This is a genomic window from Massilia aurea, from assembly GCF_024753205.1.
Taxonomy (GTDB): domain Bacteria; phylum Pseudomonadota; class Gammaproteobacteria; order Burkholderiales; family Burkholderiaceae_D; genus Telluria; species Telluria aurea.
Map to the genome: position 1 here is coordinate 353454 of NZ_JANUGZ010000003.1, position 25900 is coordinate 379353.

20 protein-coding genes are annotated in these 25900 nt (G+C 64.8%); 9 read left to right on the top strand and 11 right to left on the bottom strand.

Annotated features, from left to right (window positions below; all coding sequences use genetic code 11):
* Window positions 1-89 precede the first annotated feature (89 nt).
* A complete protein-coding gene (locus NX775_RS12240) occupies window positions 90-956 on the top strand; it encodes a pirin family protein (protein ID WP_258836261.1) in 867 nt (288 codons plus the stop codon).
* Here NX775_RS12240 and NX775_RS12245 read toward each other — a convergent pair.
* Entirely contained in the window at window positions 942-1325 is a 384-nt protein-coding gene (locus tag NX775_RS12245; RefSeq protein ID WP_258836262.1) for a hypothetical protein, read from the bottom strand. The two genes, NX775_RS12240 and NX775_RS12245, sit on opposite strands and share 15 nt — an antisense overlap.
* Window positions 1326-1585: 260 nt before the next feature.
* On the opposite strand from NX775_RS12245, the gene NX775_RS12250 reads away from it, so the two are divergent.
* Complete coding sequence (locus tag NX775_RS12250) at window positions 1586-2611, top strand: asparaginase (protein ID WP_258836263.1); 1026 nt, start codon at window positions 1586-1588, stop codon at window positions 2609-2611.
* Between the two features lie 191 nt (window positions 2612-2802).
* Window positions 2803-4353: a methyl-accepting chemotaxis protein gene (locus NX775_RS12255; RefSeq protein WP_370660588.1), complete on the top strand. Its 1551-nt coding sequence runs from the start codon at window positions 2803-2805 to the stop codon at window positions 4351-4353.
* A 15-nt stretch (window positions 4354-4368) separates the two neighbouring features.
* On the opposite strand, the gene NX775_RS12260 is transcribed toward NX775_RS12255, so the two are convergent.
* From NX775_RS12260 to NX775_RS12275, 4 genes are all read right to left on the bottom strand, one after another.
* Window positions 4369-5226 (bottom strand): hypothetical protein, encoded by an 858-nt coding sequence (locus NX775_RS12260; protein ID WP_258836264.1) that lies wholly within the window; start codon window positions 5224-5226, stop codon window positions 4369-4371.
* An 86-nt stretch (window positions 5227-5312) separates the two neighbouring features.
* Window positions 5313-6008, bottom strand: a complete 696-nt coding sequence (locus tag NX775_RS12265; protein ID WP_258836265.1) for a fumarylacetoacetate hydrolase family protein — start codon at window positions 6006-6008, stop codon at window positions 5313-5315.
* 70 nt (window positions 6009-6078) lie between these two features.
* Window positions 6079-8913 (bottom strand): GAF domain-containing protein, encoded by a 2835-nt coding sequence (locus NX775_RS12270; protein ID WP_258836266.1) that lies wholly within the window; start codon window positions 8911-8913, stop codon window positions 6079-6081.
* 276 nt (window positions 8914-9189) lie between these two features.
* Window positions 9190-10167, bottom strand: a complete 978-nt coding sequence (locus tag NX775_RS12275; protein WP_258836267.1) for a ferritin-like domain-containing protein — start codon at window positions 10165-10167, stop codon at window positions 9190-9192.
* A gap of 235 nt (window positions 10168-10402) precedes the next feature.
* Here NX775_RS12275 and NX775_RS12280 point away from each other — a divergent pair, with 235 nt between their 5' ends.
* Together NX775_RS12280 and NX775_RS12285 are read left to right on the top strand one after the other, a co-directional pair.
* Window positions 10403-10996: a sigma-70 family RNA polymerase sigma factor gene (locus NX775_RS12280; protein ID WP_258836268.1), complete on the top strand. Its 594-nt coding sequence runs from the start codon at window positions 10403-10405 to the stop codon at window positions 10994-10996.
* Window positions 10993-11721, top strand: a complete 729-nt coding sequence (locus tag NX775_RS12285) for an anti-sigma factor (protein WP_258836269.1) — start codon at window positions 10993-10995, stop codon at window positions 11719-11721. Before NX775_RS12280 ends, NX775_RS12285 begins: the two co-directional genes overlap by 4 nt.
* A 19-nt stretch (window positions 11722-11740) precedes the next feature.
* Here the strand turns inward: NX775_RS12285 and NX775_RS12290 are convergent, their stop codons facing one another.
* Together NX775_RS12290 and NX775_RS12295 are read right to left on the bottom strand one after the other, a co-directional pair.
* Entirely contained in the window at window positions 11741-12619 is an 879-nt protein-coding gene (locus NX775_RS12290) for an SMP-30/gluconolactonase/LRE family protein (RefSeq protein ID WP_258836270.1), read from the bottom strand.
* Entirely contained in the window at window positions 12619-13671 is a 1053-nt protein-coding gene (locus NX775_RS12295; protein ID WP_258836753.1) for an aldose epimerase family protein, read from the bottom strand. The genes NX775_RS12290 and NX775_RS12295 overlap by 1 nt, the downstream gene beginning before the upstream one ends.
* 547 nt (window positions 13672-14218) lie before the next feature.
* Between NX775_RS12295 and NX775_RS12300 the strand changes: the two genes are divergently transcribed.
* The gene (locus NX775_RS12300) at window positions 14219-15250 is read left to right on the top strand and encodes a porin (RefSeq protein ID WP_258836271.1); all 1032 of its coding nucleotides are present in this window, start codon (window positions 14219-14221) and stop codon (window positions 15248-15250) included.
* Between the two features lie 426 nt (window positions 15251-15676).
* Here the strand turns inward: NX775_RS12300 and NX775_RS12305 are convergent, their stop codons facing one another.
* The 3 genes from NX775_RS12305 to NX775_RS12315 form a co-directional block, all read right to left on the bottom strand.
* Window positions 15677-17404, bottom strand: coding sequence for a methyl-accepting chemotaxis protein (locus NX775_RS12305; RefSeq protein ID WP_258836272.1), 1728 nt, complete (start codon window positions 17402-17404; stop codon window positions 15677-15679).
* Window positions 17405-17429: 25 nt separating this feature from the next.
* A complete protein-coding gene (locus NX775_RS12310) occupies window positions 17430-17900 on the bottom strand; it encodes a chemotaxis protein CheW (RefSeq protein WP_258836273.1) in 471 nt (156 codons plus the stop codon).
* Window positions 17901-18162: 262 nt separating this feature from the next.
* Complete coding sequence (locus NX775_RS12315) at window positions 18163-19953, bottom strand: methyl-accepting chemotaxis protein (RefSeq protein WP_258836274.1); 1791 nt, start codon at window positions 19951-19953, stop codon at window positions 18163-18165.
* A 237-nt stretch (window positions 19954-20190) separates the two neighbouring features.
* On the opposite strand from NX775_RS12315, the gene NX775_RS12320 reads away from it, so the two are divergent.
* Both NX775_RS12320 and NX775_RS12325 read left to right on the top strand, forming a co-directional pair.
* A complete protein-coding gene (locus NX775_RS12320; protein WP_258836275.1) occupies window positions 20191-20721 on the top strand; it encodes a GNAT family N-acetyltransferase in 531 nt (176 codons plus the stop codon).
* A 114-nt stretch (window positions 20722-20835) separates the two neighbouring features.
* Window positions 20836-23394 (top strand): hybrid sensor histidine kinase/response regulator, encoded by a 2559-nt coding sequence (locus NX775_RS12325; RefSeq protein WP_258836276.1) that lies wholly within the window; start codon window positions 20836-20838, stop codon window positions 23392-23394.
* A gap of 24 nt (window positions 23395-23418) precedes the next feature.
* On the opposite strand, the gene NX775_RS12330 is transcribed toward NX775_RS12325, so the two are convergent.
* Window positions 23419-25056 (bottom strand): M28 family peptidase, encoded by a 1638-nt coding sequence (locus NX775_RS12330; protein WP_258836277.1) that lies wholly within the window; start codon window positions 25054-25056, stop codon window positions 23419-23421.
* A gap of 137 nt (window positions 25057-25193) precedes the next feature.
* Here NX775_RS12330 and NX775_RS12335 point away from each other — a divergent pair, with 137 nt between their 5' ends.
* The gene (locus tag NX775_RS12335) at window positions 25194-25604 is read left to right on the top strand and encodes a putative quinol monooxygenase (RefSeq protein WP_258836278.1); all 411 of its coding nucleotides are present in this window, start codon (window positions 25194-25196) and stop codon (window positions 25602-25604) included.
* Window positions 25605-25900: the final 296 nt, after the last annotated feature.

Below are 25900 nucleotides of genomic sequence, written 5' to 3' on the forward strand. Positions count from 1 at the left end.
GTCCAGCATAGCGCCTTCGGTCACCGCTGTGAACGTCATGGCCAGTTTCAGCGTATCGTTACGCATCCTGACTAAACGGCATCCACACCATGACTGACAAGACCTTCCTGCGCACCCACGCCGCGCTGCGTGACGACATCGGCGACCTGCTCACGCAGCGCCCTGTGCCTTCGCCCCAGCTCGACCAGATCGATCCTTTTCTGTTTTTGAATCATCATGGTCCGCAAACCTATGGCCCGCACAACCGCGGCCTGCCATTTGGCCCGCATCCGCACCGGGGCTTCGAAACCGTCACCTTCATCGTCGAAGGCATGCTGGCCCACCGCGACAGCGCCGGCCATGAGAGCGTGATCCATGCCGGCGGCATCCAGTGGATGACGGCCGGCAGCGGCATCGTGCACGCCGAGGTCTCGCCGCGCGCGTTTCTCGACACCGGCGGCCCGCTCGAGATCCTGCAGTTGTGGGTGAATCTGCCGTCGCGCCTGAAGATGACGACGCCCGCCTATACGGGCGTGCAGCAGGACCGCATTCCTGCGTTATCGCTCGACGACGGCAAGGTCACGCTGAACCTGATCGCGGGCGAATGGGACGGCAGCACGGGCCCGGTGCAGTCGCTGACCGGCGTGTTCATGAGCACTGTCGCGATGCAGGCCGGTGGCCGGCTGCGCATCACCGGCCTGCAAGGTCGCAACGTGCTGCTGTATGTGGTGCGTGGACGCATCGGCGTGGGTCACCACGGCGATCTCGCCAGCGCTTACCAACTGGTGGAGCTGAGCACGGAGGGCGACACGCTCGAAATCGTCGCCGAGTCCGGCTCGCTGCTGCTGTTCGGTCATGCCGATCCGATCGGCGAACCGGTCGTCTCGCACGGGCCCTTCGTCATGAACACCCGCGATGAAATTGCGCAGGCGATCACCGACTACCAGGCCGGCCGCTTCGGCTCAACGCTGGCTTGACGCCAGCACCCGGCCGGCATCGTCCTTCAGGTGCACCGTGTGCGGGAACGGTCCGCCGTCGAAGCGCACGCTCAGGTCGCGGCCGACCGCCTCGAAACGGTCGCGGCCCACGTGGACGATTTCCTGCGGCCCGTCGCCCAGGTCGGCGTACAGCTTGCGGCTCTTGCCCGTCACGTGCAGCGTGCGCCCGTCCTCGAGCTTGTAGGCGCCCTGCATGCGCTTGTACATCAGCGGATCGATATAGACCTTTTTTGGCTGCGCGGCCTGCACGTTGACGACGTCAGGGTTGGTTGCAGTTACCGGCTGGGCGGCGCTGGCCAGCGAGACGACAGCGGCGGCGGCGAACAAGGCGAGGTGGGAGAGGCGCATGATGGAATTCCTTTCAGGTCGGTGGCGGAGAAGTCCGTGTCGCCAGCGCTTCGTTGCCTGACGATGAAGCCAGTCTAGCGAGCCGCAAAACCCGTTCAAGCACCAGGGGCATCAAGCGCCGGAAATGCACGACGAAGTGCGCAATCGGCGGGGTGAACGGGAGGTGCATATATGAAAGCGCGCCTTGTTTCAACTGTGTGTCTGCATTGCGTAGGTATGTCGTACAGTAGGGTTCCTCCAACGCCAATTCGCCCTCTCCCATGCCAGTCATTCCCCTCGCCGCGACCACGCGCGGCTACCCCGACAGCGGTAACGTGATCGAGAACGTGCACCTTGGATCGGTCGCCGTCGTCGACACGCACGGCCGCCTGTTGTGGTCCGCCGGCGACCCGGATTACCCGACCTTCACGCGCTCGGCGCTCAAGCCGTTCCAGGCCCTGCCCTTCATCCTGGCCGACGGCCCGGCGCGCTTTGGCCTCTCTGGCGACGAAGTCGCGCTGCTGTGCGCGAGCCACTCGGGCGAAGACAAGCATCTCGACGGTGTCAGCTCCATCCTCAACAAGATCGGGCTCGATCCCGGCCACCTCGAATGCGGCTGCGCGGTGCCGCTGCACTACGAGTTCACCGGCCAGAAGCCCCCGGCGGACGCGCACTGGACGCCGCTGCACCACAACTGTTCCGGCAAGCACAGCGGCTTTCTGGCCTGGTGCCGCCTGCACGATGCGCCCACCGCGAACTACGTCGACCGCGCGCACCCGCTGCAGCAAGCCGTGCGCAGCACGCTGGCCGACGCCATCGGCATGGCGCCCGAAGCAATGCCAGTTGGCCTGGATGGCTGTTCCGCGCCCAACTATGCGATGCCGCTCAGTCGCCTGGCGCACCTGTACGCGCGCCTCGCACACGGTCCGCAAGACCCGCAGCTGGGCAGCGCGATGGGCACGCTGCGCGACGCGATGATCGCCCGCCCCGACCTGGTCTCGGGCGAGGAACGCACCGATCTGCACTGGATGACGGCGGGCGGTGGCGACTGGGTCACGAAGATCGGCGCCGATGCCGTGCAGGCGATCGGCATCCGCTCGGCCGGGATCGGCATCGCGATCAAGATTACCGATGGCAATGTGCGCGCGCTGCACCCGACCGTGTACGCGGTGCTCGACCAACTGGGCCTGCTGAACACAGCGCGGCGCGAGCTGCTCGAACGCTATCGCCAGCCTGTCATCAAGAACGCGCGCGGCGCCGTGGCCGGTGACATCCGTACACTGTTCAAGCTGGCGCGTCAGGCATAAGCCAGATAACGCCGCAGCCGGCTTGTGCGGCGTCATTACAACATACTGTCTTCTTGCTATTTCATTTGAAGTTTAAAGGGTTGATACTTGCCGTACGGCATTTCCTCGGCACTCAATCCTTTCTTCAAAGTGATGACATCGTGTTAAAAAATCTACGTATCGGCTCCCGCCTTACCCTTGGCTTTGCCACGATGCTCGTCCTGTCGCTGGCCGGCACCTCGTTCGCCCTCTACACCACGCGTTCCAGCGCCGAGGCGACCCAGCAGATGATGCAAAAGCCGCTGACCAAGGAACGTCTGGTCTCGGACTGGTATGTGCTGACCTATTCGGCCATCGCGCGCACCTCGCTGATCGCGCGCAGCACCGACAGCACCTTGTCGGCCGTGTTCGCCAAGCCGATCAAGGACAGCGTCACGGGTACGACGGTCATCCTCAAGAAAGTCGAAGCCCTGCTCGACTCGCCCGAAGAGAAAGCGACGCTGCAGGACATCCTGGGCCTGCGCAAGACCTACCAGCAGGCCAAGGAAACCGTGATGAACGCGCGCACGTCGGGCGACTCGGCGGCGGCAGAACAGGCCTATGAACAGGTATTCGCGCCAGCAGCGGCCGCCTATGGCGCCCGGGTCCAGAGCCTGCTGCAGATCCAGCGCAAGAGCATCGACCAGACGGCGCTGGCCATCGAGGCGGCGAACGAGCGCAGCACGCAACTGGTGCTGCTGCTGGCCCTGCTGTCGACGGCGATCGGCGCCGTGGCCGCCGTGCTCGTCACGCGCAGCATCACCCGGCCGCTGGACGCGGCGCTCGACGTCGCCGAAACCGTCGCCTCGGGCGACCTTGGCCACACGTTCGCCACCTACCCGAAAGACCAGGTCGGCGACCTGATGCGCGCGCTGGAAACGATGAACGGCTCGCTGGTGCGGGTGGTTTCGCAAGTCCAGCAAGGCACCAACGCCATCTCGACCGCATCGAGCGAGATCGCGGCCGGCAACCTCGACCTGTCGGCGCGCACCGAACAGCAGGCCAGTTCGCTCGAAGAAACGGCCGCCTCGATGGAAGAGCTGACCGCCACCGTGCGCCAGAATGCCGACAATGCGGTGCAGGCCAACGGCCTGGCAAAAACAGCCTCGGATGTTGCGGCGCGTGGCGGCGCCATCGTCGGCCAGGTAGTCGACACGATGGGCTCGATCGACGCTTCGGCGCGCAAGATCGTCGACATCATCGGCGTGATCGACGGCATCGCGTTCCAGACCAATATCCTGGCCTTGAATGCCGCCGTGGAAGCAGCGCGCGCCGGGGAACAGGGCCGCGGCTTTGCCGTGGTGGCGTCCGAAGTGCGCAACCTGGCGCAGCGTTCGGCCGGCGCGGCGCGTGAAATCAAGGGCCTGATCGGTGACTCGATGACGCAGGTGAATGCCGGCACGGCGCTCGTGCAGCAGGCCGGCGCCACGATGGACGACGTGGTGGCCAGCGTGGCGCGGGTGACCGACATGATGTCCGAGATCAGCACCGCCACGCAGGAGCAGCGCGTGGGCATCAACCAGGTCAATGAAGCGATCGCGCAGATGGACCAGGTGACGCAGCAGAACGCGGCGCTGGTCGAGGAAGCCGCCGCCGCGGCAGCGAGCATGCAGGAGCAGGCAGCGCAACTGGCGCAGGTGGCCGCCGCGTTCAAGCTGGACCACACCGGCGGACGGACGCGCCCGCGACTTGCGGCGCGCGCCGTGCCGGCGCTGGCAGCCTAGGCCCCTGTAAGCCTGCTACGCCGCCAGGCGGCGCAGCATCGCGGCGATGGCGTCCAGCACCGCGTCATCGTCCCAGTAGGTGTTGTGCGCCAGTGGATTCCAGCTACGCAGCAAGAAGTCCCCCACCCCGCCGCCGGCATTGATCGCGCGGTCCTCGACCAGTTCGCGGTAGCCGTTAGACAGCGGCTGCAGCGGCCAGCCCAGCACGTCGTCGGGATCATAAAAATTGATCCACTTGAACAGCGACGTGGGCGGCGCAATCGGGATGATGTGCATTTCCTGGTGCGCGGCCACAAAGATCGGGATATTGCAGCCGGTGGTCACCAGCGCGACGCAGGTACCGCCGCCGATGAAGGCCAGTTCGCTTGCAGTCAGCGCGCGGCCGAGCGTCGCGCCGGCCCAGGCACCGATATCGCGCCAGATGCCCGCGCCGACCGGCTTGCCGGCGGCCGCCTTCTGCGCATCGTACAGATAGCTCGACAGCACCTGGCAGCCCAGCGAGTGCGCGACGAACACAACCGGCATGCCGGGCCGCGCGGCGTGGGCCGACAACAGCGTGGTGGCGATCTCGCCCTGGGCCTGCTCGTAGATCGAGCCGGGATCATCCTTGCTGTTTTCCAGCCCTGCGGCGTCGCCCAGGCCATACAGAACGAATTTGCGCAGCGCCGCGTAGCGCACCTGGCCGGTGGCTGCGGTGCGGTCCCAGACCAGGCGCTGGTTATCGTGCAGGATGCCCTGGTAGTAGACCGAGCGCATGACGACCTGGCTGGCCAGCGCATCCAGGCGGGTACGCAGCCCCGCCATCAGGCCGTCGGCATAGTCGGGCAAGGTCTCGCCCATGCCATGCACGGCTATCAATGCAACTTGTGTCATTGCCACCTCCCCACGCGCGCCGATATCCCTAGCGTATCAAATTTCGCGTGTTGAGGCAGAACAAAGGTTGTGCAGAAACCTGGCGCTCAGCGCGCCGCGATGGTCAACTCGAACGTGTCGACGCCGTCGACGCCGCCGCGCACCCGGTCACCCGGCTGCAGCGCGCCGACACCGGAGGGCGTGCCCGAATAAATCAGGTCGCCTGGAGCCAGCGTCACGAGGCGCGACAGCGATGCGATCACGTCCGCGATGGGCCAGATCATTTCATCGAGATTGCCTTCCTGGCGCAGCGTGTCGTTCACTTCAAGCCAGATGCGCGCCTGGGCCGGATGCCCCACGTCGCTGACCGGATGCAGTGCGCTGCACGGCGCTGACGCGTCAAAGCCCTTGGCCATGTCCCATGGTCGGCCAGCGTCCTTGGCCACGGCCTGCAGGTCGCGCCGGGTCAGGTCCAGGCCCACGCCGTAGCCCCACACCAGATCGAGTGCCTGCGCTGCGTCGATGTCCTTACCGCCGGCTTTCAGCGCCACGACCAGTTCGATTTCGTGGTGCATGTCGTTCGTCGATGGCGGATACGGCACCGCGCCGCTGGCCGGCACGACGGCATCGGCTGGCTTGGTGAAGAAGAACGGTGGTTCGCGATTCGGGTCGCTGCCCATTTCGCGCGCGTGCGCGGCGTAGTTGCGGCCCACGCAGAACACGCGGCGCACCGGGAAGCGCGCGCTGGAACCGGCGACGGCCACGGACGCCGTCTCGGGTGCGGTGATGACGAATTCGGTCATGCTCATCCTTTCATTGACAGGAGCATCATCATACTCCCGCCATGGAGGGCGGCAAGGCTCAGGTTTAGACTCAGGCCGATGCGGCTGCTGCCTCAGCCTGCGCCGCCTGTGCCGCACTCGCGTCCAGGATGCGCACGAGCGCCGTCATGTCGACCGGCTTGACCAGGTGATGGACGAAGCCGGCCTCCAGCGCCCGTTCACGGTCCCGGGCCTGGCCATAGCCGGTCACGGCCACCGGCACCGTGGCCGCCATCTCCGGCAGCGCGCGCAGGCTCGAGGCCAGCTGGTAACCATCGATGTCGGGCAGGCCGATATCGATCAGCATCACGTCGGGATGTTCGACGCGCGCGCGGCGCAGGGCCGAGGCGGCGTCGTATTCGACGGCGGTGGCGTGGCCCTGCACCTGCAGCAGCGTGGCCAGGCTGTCGGCGGCGTCCGTGTTGTCGTCGACGATCAGCACGCGCAACTGGCGGCCGAGCGCGACACCGACCGGAGCGGCCTCGGACGGCGGCGCGTCGTCAGCACCGCCATCATTGGCGCGCGCACTCACGCACGGCAGGCAGAGCGTGAACGTGCTGCCGCAGCCGACGCCATCGCTGTGCGCGGTGACCTCGCCATCGTGCAGGTCGACCAGACGCTTGACGAGCGTGAGGCCCAGACCCAGCCCGCCCTGCGAGCGGGCCAGCGTGCGTGCGCCCTGCGTGAACAGGTCGAACACATTGGGCACCAGGTCGGGCGGCATGCCGGAGCCGTTGTCGCGCACTTCAAGCGTCATGCGCCCGTCGCCGGCCACCAGGCGCAGCGCCAGCGTACCGGCCTTGGGCGTGTACTTCGCGGCGTTGCCGACGATATTGGCCACGCTCTGCACGAGGCGCGTCTGGTCGCCCCGCACGTACACCGGCGTCTCGGGCAGCTGGACCGTCACGTGGTGCGCTTTTTCGAGCACCAGCGGGCGGGTCTGGTCGAGCGCCCCGTTCACGACATCGCGAAAATCGACCGTCGCCAGCTTGAGCTTGACCAGCCCGCGTGTGACGCGCGAGACGTCGAGCAGATCGTCAATCAGGCGGCTCATGTGCTTGACCTGGCGGCTGATGATGGAGCTGGTCTGGCAGATGCGCGGTTCATTCGCGAACTGCATGCTCAGCAAGCTGGCCGAACTGCTGATCGGCGCGAGCGGATTGCGCAGCTCGTGCGCCAGCATGGCCAGGAATTCATCCTTGGTGTGACTGAGGCGCTCGGCCTGCACGCGCGCCAGGCGCTCGCTCTGCAGCAGCGCATCACGTTCGAGCGCCGACGTTTGCGCAATCTCGTACAGGTGCGCATTGTCCATCGCGACGGCCGCTTGCGCGGCGAGATTGGCGACGATGCGCTCGGTGCGTTCAGTGAACATGGCCGGCGCCGGGTGGCCGAGGAACAGGCCGCCCAGCACCTTGCCCGATTGCGACACGACCGGCACCGCGAGATAGCTGCGCACGCGCAGCTGCGCCAGCGGCGTGCCGTCGGCCACCAGCGCAGCGTGCTGCGGATCGCACGTGATGTCGTCGCTGCGCACCGGCGCCCCGCCTTCGATGAGGGGGCGGAAGATGGCCGCCGTCGGGGGCGCGAGCCGGTCGAACTGCTCGCGCGACGCGCCCGACAGCGCGTACAGGCGCATCTGCTCGGGCACCGTGGCGCAGATTGGGGCGTGCAGCGGGTCGCCCCGGCCCGCCGGATTGCAGAAGAACGCGCCGAAGCGCGCACCACTCAGTTCGGCGCCGGCGTCGGTGATCGACTGGGCCAGCGTGTCGAGGTCGAGCGTCGATGCCAGCGCGCGCCCGGCGCGGTTGACCGTCTCGAGGATGCGGCTCTCGTCGCGCAGGCTTTCTTCGACGCGCGAGCGGCGCGCCACTTCGCGCGTGTGGCGCGCCACGTCCTCGGCCAGGGCCACTTCTTGTTCGGTCCAGTGGCGCGCCATCGGTTCGTGCAGGTAGAACACGGCGCACAGGCGCCCTTCCTCGATGATCGGCACCATCACCAGCGCGCGCGCGCCAATGGCGGCGTAGGCCGGGGCATGCGGCGCACTGCGTTCGTCGGCCTCGACGTCGTCGATGCGCACGCTGCGGCCCTGGCGCAGCTTGGCATTGACCACCGGACCGAATGCGTCGAGGGGATGCGAGCGGCCGGCCAGGCTGGCCATGCGGCCGCTGGTCCAGTCGCAGTCGATGCTGACGGTGCGGCCGGGGACGTCGACCTCGGCGTAGCCCACGCGCGCTACGCCCAGCGTCTGCCCGGTCATGGCGCTCGTCGCGCGCATGATGTGGTCAGCGTCGTCGAGGCCATCGAGCGCTTCGCCAAGCTTCTGGTGGAAGGCATGCCGGTAATCGGACAACACGTCGGACGTCGTTTCGGTCAGCACGCAATAGACGCCGGCCACCTGCCCTGCGTGGCGCACGGGCGACAGGGACACGCAGAAAAAGCGCCGTTCGCGTTTGCCGTTGCGCTCGAACTCCATCAGCGCGTGCTGGAGCTGGGCCGATTCGCCAGCCATGACTTCATCGAAATACGGCCGCATGCGGTCCCACAGCTCGGGGCGCACGCTGGCATATGGGGCGCCGCGCGCGGCTGGATGCTTGTCGCCCAGCAGGTCGGAATACGCGTCGTTGTAGAACAGGCGCAGCTCGCGCCCGATGGCCAGAAACATGGGAAAGCGCGACGCCTGAATCAGGTCGGCGATGGCGCGCAGGCCTTCGGGCCAAGTGTCGGGCTCGAACAGCGCGGGTTCGAACAGCGCGGGCTCGAACAGGGATGGTTCGAACAGCGTGGACGGCGCGGCCAGGGCTGGCGCAGGCGTGTCCAGCCCGGTGCGGTCGGCGGCCAGCGTGGGATTGCCGTCGGCCATCGGCATGAAGCTGCTCAGATTACTCATCAGGAATACCCAGTGTGATTCTTGCAAGGCTGGCGAGCTTGAAACCCTGAAACTTCCGATTCTTTCCTACTGCATCGCCGCCAACATATTCTTGTTGGCGCGATTATAGCGAGCAACTAAACGCGGCCGCGCTCGTTACATGTGCGGCCGGGATGGCGCGTGGCGGGGATGCCACAATCCTGATGAACACTGCGCATACCGCCGGCGGCCGCCGGGCGGCAACGCACTGCCTCGTCAGAGCGATACGGAGGACCGCATCGCCGGTACTGCTAACGATCAGACATACGCCGAGCTCATATTGAGCAACCCGTTCACACCACGCGGGAAGAAGCCGCCCATCGTGACCGATTCCTTGGTCAGATACACGATATTGAGCACGTCGCCCGGCGTGCGGCTGAACGCGATGCCGTCCTTGTCAAGGGGGACGATGTTCGACACGGTGCTGTCGGTGGCATTCACGATGCCCTGGTCGACGTCGGTCGAACCGTCGAGGCTGTCGCGCGCATTCGAGATCGCCGTGGCCGCGGTGCGCAGCGTTGGCGCCGCCAGGCCTTTCGTATACAGCACGGTGCGCACGATACCGGCATGGTACGCCTCGGCCGCCAGGATGCCGGCTGCCGCCTCGAGGAAGGTCTTGTTCGTGATGAGGGGCGACGCGCCTTTGTACGCAGTCACGCCGACGTCTTCGAAGATGAACGCGCCAAGCAGGAAGTTTTCATCGCTGGCATACGGGTCGAAAGCCACGCCCGGGCCCACCAGGCCGGCCGCGCGGGCCGCGTTCGAGAACGCGCCGTTTGGATCGGTGCCGCCGATATCGATGGCCGGCTGGGCAACCGCCGCCGTGCCGAGCGCCGCGCGCAGGAAGCCCACGTGCGCGATCTCATCCTGCGCGATTTCCTTGGCATATTGCGCAACCAGCGGATCCTTGAATGCGACTGCGCGCCCGCCCGTCACGGCGCCCTGGTTGCCCGTGCCGCCCGTCAGGCTCGCAGCCAGGCCGGTGCCGAACACCGCGTACGAATAGAACTGCGCTTCGAGGTACTCGAGGTTCAGCGCAAAGTTGAGGATGTCGATATCGGTCGGCTGCGCGGCCTGCGCAATCGCGTCCTTGACCGAGCCGCCGCAGGCGGACAGGAAGGTGCCCCCTACCATACCGACGCTGATCCCTCCGACGTTCTTGAAAAACGAGCGGCGCTTTTCCAGCTTTTCCTTGCGTGATTCGAGCAGTGCCAATGTCACATTCGTGTCTGTCATGGTAGGTCTCCGGTTGATGCGATCGTATAAATGGGCGGGCGTCTGCTCGGTTGTTCCAGCCAGGAAACCTGGCTGCCAATGCAGCGCGTATAGCTTGTACTGACGCACGATTGATTCGGTTTCAACTATTTAAAAATAGTTTTGAAATAGCGCACAGACCCATCCGTGCGGGCGCAAGCGGGGCGATATGATATTGTCAATACCACCCGTTTCTCCACTCCTACAACGTCCAAGGATGGCAGTGCCAGACACCCTTCACCCCGATCCCGACCAGCTGGCCACCTGGCTGCAAGCGACCTCACGAGGCGACGCGGCGGCATTTCGCGCGCTATACGACGCAATTTCTCCGAAACTGTTTGGCTACGCGCTGCGTATATTAGGAAAGCGTGAACTGGCTGAAGAAGCACTGCAGGACGGGTTCGTGGCGATCTGGAACGGCGCAGCCGGTTACCAGCGCCACCTGGCCGCACCCATGACCTGGATGACGACAATCGTGCGCAACAAATCGCTCGACCTGCTGCGCCGCTGTGCCCATGACCTCGACATCGACGGCCCCGTCTTCGATGCCGAGATCATGGCGGCCCTGCAGGATCCGCGCGCCACGCCGATCGACGCCCTCCTGATCAGCCATGACGCGAAGGCGCTGGCCTTGTGCATGTCGTTGCTCGAAGGCGCGCACCGGCAAGTCGTGGGCCTGGCATTCTTCCATGACCTGTCGCACAGCGAGGTGGCGCAGCAGATGGCGATACCGATCGGTACCGTCAAAACCTGGATTCGCCGCAGCCTGGAGCGGCTCAAGACCTGCCTGGTTAAAGGCGAACGAGCATGAATATCCGCGACAACCCGCAACTGTGCGACAAGCTGGCGGCCGAGTACGTGCTCGGCACGCTCAGGGGCGGCGCGCGCCGGCGCTTCGAACGCTATCTGCGTGACGACGTGGTGTTGCAGCGCCTGACCGCCGAATGGCAGGAGCGCCTGATGCCGATGGCCGAATTTACGGGTGCGCAGACACCCCGTGCCCAGGTGTGGCGCGCAATCGAGCGCCGCCTGGGCTTGGGTCAGGCGCAGAAGCGGGTGCAGCAACGTGCGCACGCGGCCTGGCAGTTCTGGCGTACCGAGTCGCTGACGTTCTGGCGTTCGCTGAGTCTGGTGTCGCTGGCGGCGGCCTTGCTGATGGTGGGTGTGCTGCGCTCGACGCTAGTCGAGGCGCCACAGGTCGATCTGGTCGCCACGCTGATCGATGACAAGGCGCGCACGGCGCTGCTGCTGACTGCCGACAGCGAGCGCCGCGTGTTCACGGCGCGCCTGGTCGAGAACGCACCGGTTGCCGCCGACAAGTCGCTGCAGCTGTGGGCCGTTCCCAAGGAAGGCGCGCCCCGCTCGCTCGGCGTGATTCCGCCAGAAGGCGCGATCGAGCTGCCGCTGACCGGCAGCGCGATCGGCGACGACATCGCCACGCTGGCCGTCTCGCTCGAACCGCGCGGCGGCTCGCCCGGCCCCGGCGGACCGACCGGACCGATTCTGTACAAGGGCAACTGGGTGCGGATGCTGTAGTGACCGGCAGCGAGCCTGGTCAGGCATGCAGGAAGCGTGACTCGGGCAGGCCGCGCACATCGAGTGCCTGCGCAAACAGCGCGCCCGACAATGGTGCGGCGGCACGCTCGCTGTCGCTCATGCCCACATGGGCGCTGGTGACGAACAGCGTCGCCAGATCCGCACCGCCAAACGCCGGGCAGCTCGGCTGCGGCGCGGCGAGTGGCACCGTTCGCTCGAGCCGGCCATCGGGCGCAAAGCGCGCGACGATGCCGGCGCCCCAACGCGTGCTCCACAGATAGCCATCGGCATCGATCGTCGACCCATCCGGCTCGCCCGGCACGGCATCGGCCGCGACAAACGTGTGCACGCGCCCCACTTCGGCGCTGCACGGGTTGTAGTCGGCGTACAGGATCGCCTTCTGCGCCGAATCGGCAAAATACATGCGGCGCCCGTCCGGACTGAAGCAGATGCTGTTGGCAATCGCGGCATTGGGCAACGGCAGGCGCTCGAGCGACAGGTCGAGGTTCAGGCGATAGAAGCCGCCCAGCGCGTGCTTCGGATTGTCGGCCTGGTTGAACATGCCGAACACGAAACGCCCCTGGCGATCGCAGCGGCCGTCGTTCAGGCGCGTGGATGGCATGCCAGGTTCGACATCGCAGATGCGCGTGACCTTGCCGCTCGAAAAAGTAAAGAACGCAAGACCGGACGCCAGCCCCAGCAGCAGGCGGTCGTCGCTGCCGGTCAGCGCGAAGCAGCACAGGCGCTCGGGCATCGGCCAGCTGGCCGTGCGGCCGGTTGCCGGCGTGTACGCCCACAGGGTGGCGGCCGGAATATCGGTCCACAGCAGGCGACCGGTGCGCTCGCACCAAAGCACGCATTCGCCCAGCTCATGCCGGGTGTCGGTCAGCACCTCCATCACGCCGCCTCGGTGGTGAAACGAAAGCGCGACTCGGTGGCATAGACCTCGCCCGGCCGCAGGATCACGTTCGGGAACTGTGGCTGGTTTGGCGAATCGGGAAAATGCTGCGGCTCCAGGCACAAGCCGCTGCGATGCCCGTAACTGCGGCCCTTGCCAGACAGCGAACCGTCGAGGAAGTTGCCGCTGTAGAACTGCACGCCGGGTTCCTGCGTCCACAGTTCCAGCACGCGGCCCGAGGCGGGTTCGCTCACGCGCGCAGCCCTGGTCAGCGCCACGCCTTCCGGCTTGTTCAGAACAAAATTGTGGTCGTAACCCCTGCCATGGCGCAGTTGCTGGTCCGGTTGTGTGATCCGCTCGCCGATCGGGCGCGGCTGGCGGAAATCGAACGGTGTGCCAGCGACCGGCGCGAGTTCGCCCGTCGGAATCGATACACTGTCGATCGCCACAAAATGGTCGGCGTCGATGGTCAGGTCATGGCCGAGGATGTCGCCGGCGCCAGCCAGGTTGAAGTAGCTGTGCTGCGTCAGGTTGACCGGCGTGGCCTTGTCGGTCACGGCGTGGAATCGTACCACCAGTTCATTGGCGTCATTGAGTGTATAGACCACCGTGACATCGAGGTTGCCGGGATAGCCCATCTCGCCGTCGGCACTGCGGTAGGCCAGGCGCAGGCTGGCGCCATCGACCGTCGCCGTCCACAGGACGCGGTCAAAGCCCCCAGCGCCGCCATGCAGGTGGTTGGTGCCGTTGTTGACCGGCAGCTGGACCTGCGCGCCGTCGAGCGTGAAGCGCCCCCTGGCAATGCGGTTGCCGTAGCGACCGATCAGCGCGCCGAAATACGGGCTGTCAGTGCAGTAGGGTTCGAGCGTGTCGAAACCGAGCACCACGTCGGCCAGCCGCCCTTCGCGGTCAGGCGCATGCAGTTCGGTGATGATGCCGCCGAAGTCGATGATCTTGGCCACCATGCCATGGGCGTTGGTGAGCGTGAACTGGGTGACGGCGGCGCCGTCTGGCAAATGGCCGAATGATGCTTGTGTGATACCGGTTTGCACGGTGATGTGATCCTTGATGAACAGGGTTGGCCGATGACGCCGTGATCGTAGCATGCACGCATGACCGGCCGCGCCGACCTGATTCACGCGCGCCGTCACCCGGGCCGACAGCGTCGATGGACTACCCGCGTCGGAAATCTTCCATGCACTATTGCGGTGCAAGAAAAACGCTTCCCACCTCATGTCCGGATGGGCAGAACACCCGTCCAGGCCCGTTCTCCCCTGCTAGGCGCCTGGGTCCGAACGGTATGTATGCACCGTTATTGCGCATTGCAGCACCTGTCAAGGCCAAAAATGTGGCGTCCCTGCAACGCCCTTGGTTGATTTTCAGCAATATTTTATACCGTTTGCGACCCCAATTCTGTTGGCTGCGATGGTCGCTGAAACTGACGGTTCTCCTATGAAAAGCGGACCGCATCGCGGTTTTTCGGAAGCGATTTTCGGTCGATTTCGTGACAATTCCGCTTGGGCGAACCCGGTGACAGATGTCCGTCGGGCATGTCATGATTACTAGGCTATTTCACAAACAAACACTGGAGATTCATCCATGAAGCACAAAATTCTTGCCATCGCCCTCGTGTCGGCACTGCCACTGGTCGCCCAGGCTCAAACCAGCGTCACCATGTACGGTATGGTCGATGCATCGATCGGCGTTGAAAACAACGACGCTCCAGGTACGAGCAGCCGCACCGTCGTGTCGTCGGGTACCCAATCGGCCAGCCGCATCGGCTTCCGCGGTACCGAAGACCTGGGCAATGGTCTGAAGGCACTGTTCAACATCGAAGCCGCTGTTGCCGTCGATACCGGCGCAACCGATTCGAACATGTTCCAGCGCCGCGCTGTCGTGGGCCTGCAGGGCGCCTTCGGTACCGTGACCGTCGGTCGTGAATATGGTCCGATCGCTGCCGTTGCTGCCGCATCGGACACCCTGGGCCAGGGCTTCTACGGTTCGAACCTGGCAGGCTTTGGCGCAAACCGCCTGACCCGTCGCCTGTCGAACTCGGTCAACTACCAGAGCAACGCTCTGAGCGGCTTCACCCTGCGCGCTGCCTACGGCGCCGGCGAAGTTGTCGAAACCAACAACCTGAATTCGGGCGACGTGACCGGTGTTGCACTGGAATACGCAAACGCTGGCCTGTACATCGGCGCTGGTTACCAGAACGTCGAGCGCCTGCCATCGGGCGATGACAAAGAATACAACGCCGGTATCGGCTACAAGTTCGGCGACTTCGAAGTGCGCGCTGGCTACATGGCTGCCGATCCGGAAACCGGCATCCTGCCAAGCGCCAAGTACGAGCAGAAGAACGCCGGCGTGTCGTACGGCTTCGGCGCCAACCGCGTCTTCCTGAACTACCAGCAGCAAGAACTGGCCAGCGGCGCAGAAGGCAAGGCAGTCACCGTTGCCTACACCTACACCCTGTCGAAGCGCACCAACGTGTACGCATCGTATGCAAAACTGCGTAACAACAACAACGGCGTGTTCTCGCTGACCTCGCCATCGGGCACCATCGCCCTGCCAGCGACGGCCTTCGGCGCAGACCCACAGGTCTACAACGTCGGCGTGCGTCACGCGTTCTAAGCGACGCCATACCGCATCGGGCGCAAGTCGCCTGGTGCGCGACGGACATGAAAACGGCAGACCGCAGGGTCTGCCGTTTTTTTACGTCTGGCGTTCGCCGGTTGGCGCTGTCAACGTTAAATAGGGGATGTATTGGGTGCACCGGATAGCGTACCGGTTTCAGGGGGAATACGTGGCGTACGGCGTCATGGGATGACGGGATCTTGGACTCACCGGCTCATGGGATTTGGGGGGCCATGGGGTAACGGAGTCATGGGGTCATGGGGTCATGGGGTCATGGGGTCATGGGGTCATTCCAGGTAGCCCTATCCATCGCTGACGTTGACAGCGCCTGGTGCATTCAGACCAGGCAACAAAAAACGGCAAGCCTTGCGGATTGCCGTTTTTTTTATCGCCCGTCATCCGGGCATGCAGCGACAGACGGGCTTAGAACGTTTCCCACTCGTCCGCAGCCACAGGCGCCTTGGCCTGCGTCCGCGTCGGGCTCGGCGCCGGCGCCGGCTTGGCATGGGCAATGGCCACCTTCTTCACCGCCGGCGCTGGTGCCGCTGCCGGCTTCGCGCGCACAACGGCGACATCGGCTGGCGCCGCCTCGGCCATCTGCCCGGCATCGATCCTGAACACCGCGACGGCGGCAGCCAGCATCACTGCCTGCTCCTGCATCGACGCCGACGCTGCCGCCGCTTCCTCGACCAGCGCTGCATTCTGCTGCGTGCCCTCGTCCATCTGCGCCACGGCCTGGTTGATCTGCTCGATGCCGGCGGTCTGCTCGACGCTGGCGGCGCTGATCTCGGTCATGATGTCGGTCACGCGGCGGACGCTGTCGACGATTTCCTGCATCGTGGAACCTGCCTGCGCCACCAGCTTGCTGCCGTCGGCAACCTTGCTGCTCGAGTCGCCGATCAGCGTCTTGATTTCCCTGGCCGCTGCCGCCGAACGCTGCGCCAGATTGCGCACTTCGCTTGCCACGACTGCAAAGCCGCGGCCCTGCTCGCCCGCACGGGCCGCTTCCACCGCCGCGTTGAGCGCCAGGATATTGGTCTGGAAGGCGATACTGTCGATCACGCCGATGATGTCGCTGATCTTGTTCGACGACGCATTGATCTGGTCCATCGTGTCGACCACCTGGTGAATCACTTCACCGCCGCGCGCGGCCACGTTCGACGCGGTCTCGGCCAGCTTGTTGGCCTGGCGCGCATTGTCGGCGTTCTGCTTGACGGTCGACGTCAGTTCTTCCATTGACGATGCCGTCTCTTCCAGCGCGCCGGCTTGCTGCTCGGTGCGGCCAGACAAATCCTGGCTGCCCGCTGCCACCTGGCCGGCGGCAACCGCGATGGTATCGGTGCCAATCCGCACGGCGCCGACGGTGCGCGCCAGGCTCTCGTTCATGGTCTTGAGCGCCTGCAGCAGCCGGCCGGTTTCATCCTGCGTGGTGACGTCGATACGGCTGGTCAGGTCGCCAGCGGCAACGGTATTGGCCACTTCCAGTGCGCGGCGCACCGGTACCGTGATCGAACGCGTGATGAGCGTGGCCACCAGGGCCGCGAACGCCAGCGCCAGGCCGCCCAGGGCCCAGGTTTGCCACATCGTCCTGTCATAGGTTGTTGCGGCGCTTGCTGCAGCTTTCGCGCTCAGGTCCTTTTGCAGCGCCAGTTCGGCGGCAGTGGCTTCCTTCAGCTTGGCCAGGCGCGGGCGCAGTTCGTTGGTCAGATAGACCTTGGCCGGCTCTTCCTCGCCCGCATTGATCAGGGCGAGCAGTTCGGTGACGCCGGTCAGGTAGCTGGTGCTCGTGCTCTGCATCGTGCGCAGGATGGCCAGTTCATCGGGGTGCGCCGTCAGCAGCGGCTCGATTTCGGTCAGGGTCGAGGTGATCGTCACACGGGCCTTGCCGATCGCATCCACCTGCTTCTGGCGGTCGGTCGGCTCGGCATTGAGCATCATGTTGCGCAGCGCGATGGCGATGACGTTGATCTGGCCTTCCAGCCGGTTGCTCATCTCGATCGCCGGGATCCGGTGCTCGACGAGATCCCTGGTGCCATTGTTCACACGCAGCAGCGACGCATTGCTCATCACAATCATCGCGATGAGCATGACGCCGACGATGCCAAAGCCAAGCGACAGGCGCGTGGCGATATTCAGATTACCGAGTTTCATGGGGTTGTTCTTTCTGCAGGACGGCTCAGGCGGCCAGCGGGAGCGACGGCACGACGCCAAGTTCTTCGGATTGCATCAGGGCGTCGATATCGAGCAGGATCAGCATGCGTTCGCCGACCGTCCCGAGACCACGCAGGTAGCCCGCGTCGAGCGTGCCCATGGCAGGCGCCGGGCGGATCTGGTCGGCTTCGAGCGTGACGACCTCGGAGACGCTGTCGACCACCATGCCGATCACGTGCTGCGCAATGTTCAGGATGATCACGACGGTCAGGCTGTCATAGGCTGGATCGGCAAAACCGAACTTGATGCGCATGTCTACCACCGGCACGATCCGGCCGCGCAGATTGATGACGCCCTTGAGAAACTCGGGCGCATTGGCCAGGCGCGTCGGCGCCTCGTAGCCGCGAATTTCCTGCACTTTGAGGATGCTGATGCCATATTCTTCCTTGCCGAGGCGGAAAGAGAGTACTTCGTGATCGTTGACTGCGTGTTCCATGAGATTACCTTTCAATGCCGTGAGATTTCGTTATATTTCTTTTCGACAAGTAGGGTAAGTTCGAATGCGGACGATAACGATGCATGCACACTAACGAACCGGCAATGCCAGCCCGATTGCAATGAATACTGGACGATGCGCACTTTTTCATTTGCGCATGTGTTGGTTGTGCGTGCAAAAAAAAACGGCAAGCCGCAGCTTGCCGTTTTTTAATGCCGATGCCGTTTGAACGGCAAAACCCGGGGTCTTGCTCAGCGCGAGGTCAGAACTCTTCCCAATCCCCGGCCGCCACCGGCGTTGGGCCAGACGTGGCCGCTGGCTTGGGCGATGCCTTGGCCGGTGCGATTGCCTTGCGCGGGGCCGGTGCCGGTGCCGGTGCTGGTGCGGCGGCCGGTGCAGGCGCCGGGACGGCCCGCACTGGCGCCACCGGCTGCGGCGCTGCTACTGCCACGGTCGCCGACACCCCCTGCCTCTGAACCTCATCGATCCGGAACACCGCCACTGCCTGCGCCAGCAGGGCCGCCTGCTCGCGCATCGAGGTCGCCGCCGCTGCCGCCTCTTCGACCAGCGCCGCGTTCTGCTGCGTGCCCTCGTCCATCTGCGCTACGGCCAGGTTGATCTGCTCGATGCCGGCGGTCTGCTCGACGCTGGCGGCGCTGATCTCGGTCATGATGTCGGTCACGCTGCGCACGCTGTCGACGATCTCGCGCATCGTCTGGCCGGCCTGCGCCACCAGCTTGCCGCCCTCGGCGACGTTGCCATTCGAGTCCTGGATCAGGCCCTTGATTTCGCGCGCCGCCGCGGCCGAGCGCTGCGCCAGATTGCGCACCTCGCCCGCCACCACGGCAAAGCCTCTGCCCTGCTCGCCCGCGCGAGCCGCCTCCACGGCCGCATTCAAGGCCAGGATATTGGTCTGGAACGCAATGCCGTCGATCACGCCGATGATGTCGTTGATCTTGTTGGACGATGCGTTGATGCCGTCCATCGTGCCGACCACCTGCTCGATGACGTCGCCGCCACGCGAGGCGACGCTCGAGGCCAGGCCCGCCATGCTATTAGCCTGGCGCGCGTTGTCCGCATTCTGGCGTACGGTCGCCGTCAGCTCTTCCATCGACGACGCCGCTTCTTCCAGCGCCGCGGCCTGCTGCTCGGTGCGAATCGACAGATCATGGCTGCCCGCTGCCACTTCGGCCGCGGCCACCGCAATCGTGTCGGTCCCCACGCGTACGGTGCCGACAGTGCGCGCCAGGTTTTCGTTCATGGTCTTGAGGGCTTGCAGCAGCTGGCCCGTTTCGTCATGCGTGGTCACCTCGATGCGGCTGGTCAGGTCGCCGGCGGCAACCGTATTGGCCACGGTGAGCGCCTGCGCCAGCGGCCGCGTGATCGAGCGCGTGATCGCCCACGCCGCCAATACCGACAGCAGCAATGCGACGCCGCCCAGGCCCCACATCAGCAGACTGGTATTGCGGTAGGTGACCGCCGCGTCGCGCGCGGCTTCGTCCGCGATCGCAACCTGCAGCGCGGTCTGCTCGGCCGTCGCCCGCTTCAGGCGCATCAGCAGCGGGCCCAGGTCTTCGCCGAGCAGCGCGCGCGCCTCGTCGACTTCCTCAGCCTCGAGGTGCTTGATCATCGCATCCTGCCCGGCCTTGTACAGTGCGGTTTCCTTGTCCATCTGGGCCAGCAGCTCGAGCGCCTTCGGGTTGTGCAGCGAGGCCCGCAGCTTGACCAGGATGGCGTCCATCGCCGCGCGCGCGGCCATGATGTCCTTGACCTGACGCCGGTGGTCGGAACCGCTCTCGCTGAGGATCATATTGCGCAGCGAAATGGCGATATCGTTGATCCGGTCCTGCATCTGGGTGGTCAGCGCGATACGCGGCATGCGTTCGTTGACGATTTCGGCAGTGCCAGCGTTGGTACGGGCCAGCATTGCATTACTCAGTACGATCATCACGACCAGCATGATGCAGATCAGGCCAAAGCCCAGTGCCAGTCGTTTGCCGATGCGCAGATTTGCCAGTGCCAAGGCACGGCGTTTCTTGTTTGATTCTGTCATGGTCATCCTTGTACAGCGCCAGGCGCTGAAAATAGTTACCGTGAGAGAACATTACAAGCGACTTTTCGTCATGTCGATAGATCGATGTCAATACGAGAAAATAAAACTTGGTCAAGCCCTGAAGTATGGCGTGTCCGCAACAGGTGATGACACACTGCTCATCTCCGATGGGTGCGGTGGCATGCATCGTGCTTTAAATAAAGGGACAATCCACCCACCTTTTGTTCCGGGAGTTTTATGATCATCCGCAGACTCGATCCACGCACCATCGCCCAATCCATGCCGTCGCTGGGCACGCTGCTCCTCGATGCGGTTGCCGATGGCCACTCACTGGGATTCGTCAACGGCCTGGACCAGGAGCAGCTCGACGCCTACTGGCAAGGCATTGCGGAAGAAGTCGGTCTGGGCCAGCGCGTCCTGTTGGCAGCGGAACGTGACGGCGTGCTGGTCGGCACTATCCAGTTAGCATTAACTACAAAGCCAAATGGCCATAATCGCGCCGAAGTGCAACAGTTGCTCGTACACTGCACCGTACGGCGAAGCGGCATCGGGATGGCGCTGCTGCAAGCCCTCGAGATCGAAGCACTGGCCTTGCGCCGCGGCTTGTTGTTTCTGGATGCGGCAGTGGGTTCCGGCGCCGAGCGCCTGGTGCAACAAAGTGGCTACGAACTAGTCGGCGAGTTGCCCGAATACGCTTGTACACCCAATGGTCGCTGGCACGCGACGGCAATTTATTACAAGACACTGTTCACGCGTAACCGGCGCTGACCGACACAGTCTGCTGCCAGCCTCGCTGAAGGAATGCGTGCGCCACCTGTTTGTGGCGTAGAATTTGCCGGATTAAACGTTCTGGAAAGCAATGTGACTGGCATATCGTCCACCATGCCCCGCAGACCACTGCGGGCTTATTTGCTCTGGCTGGTCCTGGTAACCCTGTTGCCGGGGGTGGTCGGCGCATCGCTCCTGTTCGTCCATCAGTACCAGAAAAGCCGCGCCCAGTTCGAGCGCAACACCATGCAGACCGTGCGCGCGCTCGTGCACACGGTCGACAGCAAGCTGCTGCAGGCGCAGGTCATTGCCCAGACACTGTCGACGCTCGACGCGCTCCAGGACCGCGACTTCCCGCTCGTGCACCGCCAGGCGCGCGAGGCACTGCAACTGGCCGGCGACGGCATGGTCGCCGTGCTGCGCGAACGCAGCGGCCAGCAGATCCTCAACACCGCCGTGGTCTACGGCGAACGCCTTCCGCTCGAACCGTCCGACTCGCTGGAAAAGGTATTTGCCAGCGGCCGGCCAGGCATCTCGCGCGTTTTCATCGGCAAGGTCATCGGCCAGCCCACCGTCAGTGTCGACGTGCCGGTGATGATCGACGGCAGCGTGGCCTACGTGCTGAGTATCGGCGTACGGCCCGGGTATTTCGACGACATGCTCACGCCCCGATCCGTGTCGGATGGCGCACGGGCGTCGGTGGTCGACGCTGGCGGCACCATCTTCGCGCGCAACCTGAGCCCCGAGCGCTTCGTCGGCAACCGCGTCACCGATCCGCTGTTCCGCGCCATGGGGCGCCAGCGCGAAGGCATCGTGCCGTCGGTGTCGCAGGAAGGCGTCGCCCTGCTCACTTTTTACTCGCGCTCCGAAACCACGGGCTGGCACGTCGCCATCGGCATGCCGCGCTCGAACCTGAACCAGGTGCTGTTCGAGCCGCTGGCCGCGCTGCTGACCGGCGTGCTGCTGCTGTTTGCCGTCGGCCTGTGGCTGGCCTGGCAGATTGGCGGACGCCTCGCGCGGTCGGTCCAGGCCCTGACCGTACCGGCCGTGGCGCTGGGCAAAGGCGAAACGCCGCCCCGCTTCACGCAAGTGCACGTCAAGGAAGCGGCCGAAGTGGCCGAGGCCATCAGCGCCGCATCGACGCTGCTCGGCGAACGCGCGCAAGCGCTGGCCATCAAGGAAGCCGAACTGCGCGACGCACACCGCATGGCGCGCTTCGGCACCTGGCACATGCAACTGCCGGGCGGCGACTTGATCACGTCCGAATCGGTGCCGCACATCTACGGACGCGAGCTGCCGCCATTCGACGAACAGCGCGGGTCGGTGCTGCCTGAAGAATCGTGGCAGCGCGCCAGTGCGCTGATCCGGGAGCTGCAACGCACCGGTGGCAGCGGCAGGCTGCAACTGCAGGTACTGCACGCCGACGGCCACCGCATCTGGATCGACCTGCATTGCGAGGCGGTGCAGGACGGCGACGCGCGCGTGTCGGCGCTGCGCGGCACGATCCAGGACGTGACCGACCGCGTCAACGCCGAAGAAGCGCTGCGCCAGGCCGACCAGCGCAAGAACGAATTCCTGGCGATGCTCGCGCACGAGCTGCGCAACCCGCTGGCGCCAATCGCGTCCGGCGCGCAGTTGCTGGGCCATGACACGCTCGACCCGGCGCGCACGCGCCAGATCAGCGGCATCATCGCGCGTCAGGCACGGCACATGGCCGGTCTGGTGGACGACCTGCTGGACGTGTCGCGCGTCACGCGCGGCCTGGTGACGCTGTCGAAAGTGCGCCTCGATGTCAACGACGTGCTGGCCGAAGCGATGGAACAGGTCCAGGAACCGCTGCGCCAGCGAGGCCACACGCTGACATCGTCGCTGCCGGCGACGCCGGCCTGGGTGATGGGAGACCGCAAACGGCTGGTGCAGGTGGTGGGCAATCTGCTGCACAACGCAGTCAAGTTCACGCCCGCCGGCGGCAAGCTGCGCGTGGCGCTCGAACTGGACGCGTCGCGCCTGCGCATCGTGGTGGCCGACAACGGCATCGGCATGCTGCCCGAAGAACTGGACCGTGCATTCGAGATGTTCGTGCAGGGCGAACGCACGCCCGACCGCACGCAGGGCGGCCTGGGAATCGGGCTCGCGCTGGTGCGCAGCCTGGTGCAGCTGCATGGCGGCAGCGTGCGCGTGGAGAGCCCGGGCCAGGGTCTGGGCAGCACCTTCATCGTGACGCTGCCGCGCAGCGAGGAGCGCAGCGCCGGCATTAGCACTGCCAACACGCCCGAGGCGGGCACGCTGCAGCAGCTTAAGGTGCTGGTGGTGGACGACAATATCGATGCGGCGCAGGTGCTGGCGATGTACGTCAGCGCAGCCGGGCATGAGGTGGCGGTCGAACACGATCCGTTCGACGCCTTGCGGCGCGCCGCGCAGTTCGTGCCCGACGCCTGCCTGCTCGACATCGGCCTGCCCGGGATGGATGGCCACGAACTGGCGCGCCAGTTGCGCGCAGCACCGGCGACCGCGAACGCCTTGCTGGTGGCCGTCACCGGCTATGGCCAGTCGCAGGATCGCGATGCCAGCAGCCAGGCCGGGTTCGACCATCATCTGGTCAAGCCGGTGGACATGACCGACCTGGATCGCATTTTGACAGCGGCGGCCAGTGGCGCCGCCGCTGCCGTGTGAGCCGTGTGAGGGCTGGCGACGAACCTATTTGCGCTTGACGCTACCGAAGGCTTCGCCCTTCTTCCAGGTCGGCATACCGGGCGCGTTGGCGACCGCGTAACCGAGGTTGAGGGTGAACTGGGCCTGCTGCACCATGCCGGACAAATCCCACTCGGGCCGGTATGCATCGCTGACCTGGTGGTAGTGGTCCTTGAAGCCCTTGATGTTGGTGCTCGATTCGCTCTGGTGCTGTTCGAACTCGAAGTGGCCATCGCCCGAGAACACGGCAGAGCCGACGTTAAACGCCGGCACGCCCGCCTTGGCGAAGGCGAAGTGGTCGGCGCGGAAGTAGGCGCCCGACATGTCCGGCGTGCTTGGCGCGATCTTCAGACCCATCGACCTGGCCACCTGGCTCGACGTCTCGTACAGGCTGCTGCGCTCCGCGCCGGCGACACCGATATCGCGGGTGCGGCCGACGAAGTTCAGGCTGTCGAGATTGAGGTCGGCGGCCGTTTGCGCCAGCGGCCAGACTGGGTTGGCGACATACGCGGCCGCGCCCAGCAGGCCCTGTTCTTCGGCAGCGGGCCACAAGAAAATCTGGGTGCGCTTGGCCGGCTTCTTGACCGCTTCGGCTGCCATCACCAGGAGCGCCGCCGTGCCCGATGCGTTATCGATCGCGCCGTTGTAGATGCGGTCGGCCTTCGGATCGTCGCCGGCCTTCAGTTCGGCCATGCCCATGTGATCCCAGTGCGACGAATACACGACGGCCTGCTCTTTCAGTTTGGCGTCGGTGCCGGGCACGATGCCGATCACGTTGAACTGCTCGACCGGCCGGATCGCCGAGCGCAATTCGACATGCCCCGCGACCTTCAGGTCAACCGGGCGAAAATCACGGCGCTCGGCCTGCGCGCGCAGCTTGTCGAGGTCATGGCCACCGGCCGCGAACAGCTCGCGCGCCGTGTCTTCGTGCAGCCAGCCTTCCATCGGATTGCCCGGGCCCTTGAGGCCAAAGCGCTCATTGCCGAAGCCATTGGCTGGCACGCTCCACGGATAGGAGCTCGATGGCGTCGTGTGGATCAACAGCACGCCGGCCGCGCCACGGCGCGCGGCTTCCTCGAATTTGTAGACCCAGCGGCCATACCAGGTGTAGGCCTTGCCGGCGAAGCGGTTGGGCTCCTCGGCGGTGGGCTGGGGATCGTCGACCATCATGACGAGGATCTTGCCCTTGGCGTCGAGGCCCTTGTAGTCGTCCCATTGTTCTTCGGGCGCTGCGGCGCCGTAGCCGACGAAGACGAGAGGCGCATTGAACGACAGGTTCTCGTTGCCGCTCTTGGTGCCCATGACAATGCCCTTGCCCAGCTCCGGCTTGAAGGTCTTCCCGCCAGCCGTGAAGGTGGCGCTGCCGCTGAGAAGTTTGCTGCCCTCGATCTCGACCTTCTGGCGATAGCCGCCGCCGGGGATGGGCTTGAGGCCAATCAGCGCAGCCTGGGTTTCCAGATAGCGCACAGCCAGATCGCCGCCGCGCTGGCCGGTGCCGCGGCCTTCGAGCAGATCGTCGGCAAGGAAGGACAGGTGGGCGCGCAGTGCGGTCTCGGACACGGCGGCCGGCTGCTGCGCATGCGCAGCCTGGGAGACGGAGAAAATGCAGGCGCTGACGGCCAGGGCAAGAGGATGAAGTCGCATCGAGGCTTTCGTGACAGGATGGTGGAAAAGCCATCTTAACCCGACCTGCATCGAATGCGCCAAGACGCCCGTTTGTGCTTGGCGACGCCAGGGGGCACACCTATACTTCCTCAGGACAATTCCACGCGAGGACAGGCATGACCGTATCCCGCCGCAAGCTGCTTGGGGCGCTGGCAGCATTGCCGCTGACCCAGGCCCGCGCCGCCGCACCACCCGTCACCACCACCACGATGAAAGAGACACCCCGCATGTACGGTCTGATCGGAAAAATGCGCTCTACCCCTGGCCAACGCGACGCCCTCATCGCCATCCTGCTCGAAGGCACCACCGCCATGCCTGGCTGCCTGGCCTACATCATCGCCAAAGACAAGCAGGACGCCGACGCCATCTGGATCACCGAAACCTGGGACTCGCAAGACAATCACAAGGCCTCACTGACCCTCCCATCAGTCCAAGCCGCCATCAAACAAGCCCGCCCCATCATCGCCGGCTTCGGCGAACGCTTCGAAACCGAACCCATCGGCGGCCAAGGCCTCCCCAACAACTAGGGTCAGAGTAGATTTATTGGGCAATTACCCAAAGTTGTCAAACAATTCGACTCCGACCCTAATTTATTCTCGCAGAAACTCTTGCAAATTAATTAGGGTCAGAGTCGAATTATTGAGCAATTGATCGCCATTTTTCGATGGTTTGATTCCTGGTTTCATTAAATCGAATTCGCGGCGTTTTTAAATGATTCGGGGCTCTTTCTTTTGGCCATAGAATTCGATAGCACAAGAAAACTATTCGCAAAAAGACAGAATTAATTAGGGTCAGAGTAGATTTATTGGGCAATAATCGAATG

Coding starts and splice junctions, on each gene's coding strand:
- NX775_RS12260 (WP_258836264.1), bottom strand. CDS start 5,226: ATGACACAAGTTGCATTGATAGCCGTGCATGGCATGGGCGAGACCTTG.
- NX775_RS12320 (WP_258836275.1), top strand. CDS start 20,191: ATGATCATCCGCAGACTCGATCCACGCACCATCGCCCAATCCATGCCG.
- NX775_RS12310 (WP_258836273.1), bottom strand. CDS start 17,900: ATGGAACACGCAGTCAACGATCACGAAGTACTCTCTTTCCGCCTCGGC.
- NX775_RS12315 (WP_258836274.1), bottom strand. CDS start 19,953: ATGACAGAATCAAACAAGAAACGCCGTGCCTTGGCACTGGCAAATCTG.
- NX775_RS12265 (WP_258836265.1), bottom strand. CDS start 6,008: ATGACCGAATTCGTCATCACCGCACCCGAGACGGCGTCCGTGGCCGTC.
- NX775_RS12325 (WP_258836276.1), top strand. CDS start 20,836: ATGCCCCGCAGACCACTGCGGGCTTATTTGCTCTGGCTGGTCCTGGTA.
- NX775_RS12290 (WP_258836270.1), bottom strand. CDS start 12,619: ATGGAGGTGCTGACCGACACCCGGCATGAGCTGGGCGAATGCGTGCTT.
- NX775_RS12330 (WP_258836277.1), bottom strand. CDS start 25,056: ATGCGACTTCATCCTCTTGCCCTGGCCGTCAGCGCCTGCATTTTCTCC.
- NX775_RS12245 (WP_258836262.1), bottom strand. CDS start 1,325: ATGCGCCTCTCCCACCTCGCCTTGTTCGCCGCCGCCGCTGTCGTCTCG.
- NX775_RS12335 (WP_258836278.1), top strand. CDS start 25,194: ATGACCGTATCCCGCCGCAAGCTGCTTGGGGCGCTGGCAGCATTGCCG.
- NX775_RS12285 (WP_258836269.1), top strand. CDS start 10,993: ATGAATATCCGCGACAACCCGCAACTGTGCGACAAGCTGGCGGCCGAG.
- NX775_RS12280 (WP_258836268.1), top strand. CDS start 10,403: ATGGCAGTGCCAGACACCCTTCACCCCGATCCCGACCAGCTGGCCACC.
- NX775_RS12255 (WP_370660588.1), top strand. CDS start 2,803: ATGCTCGTCCTGTCGCTGGCCGGCACCTCGTTCGCCCTCTACACCACG.
- NX775_RS12275 (WP_258836267.1), bottom strand. CDS start 10,167: ATGACAGACACGAATGTGACATTGGCACTGCTCGAATCACGCAAGGAA.
- NX775_RS12250 (WP_258836263.1), top strand. CDS start 1,586: ATGCCAGTCATTCCCCTCGCCGCGACCACGCGCGGCTACCCCGACAGC.
- NX775_RS12300 (WP_258836271.1), top strand. CDS start 14,219: ATGAAGCACAAAATTCTTGCCATCGCCCTCGTGTCGGCACTGCCACTG.
- NX775_RS12305 (WP_258836272.1), bottom strand. CDS start 17,404: ATGAAACTCGGTAATCTGAATATCGCCACGCGCCTGTCGCTTGGCTTT.
- NX775_RS12270 (WP_258836266.1), bottom strand. CDS start 8,913: ATGAGTAATCTGAGCAGCTTCATGCCGATGGCCGACGGCAATCCCACG.
- NX775_RS12240 (WP_258836261.1), top strand. CDS start 90: ATGACTGACAAGACCTTCCTGCGCACCCACGCCGCGCTGCGTGACGAC.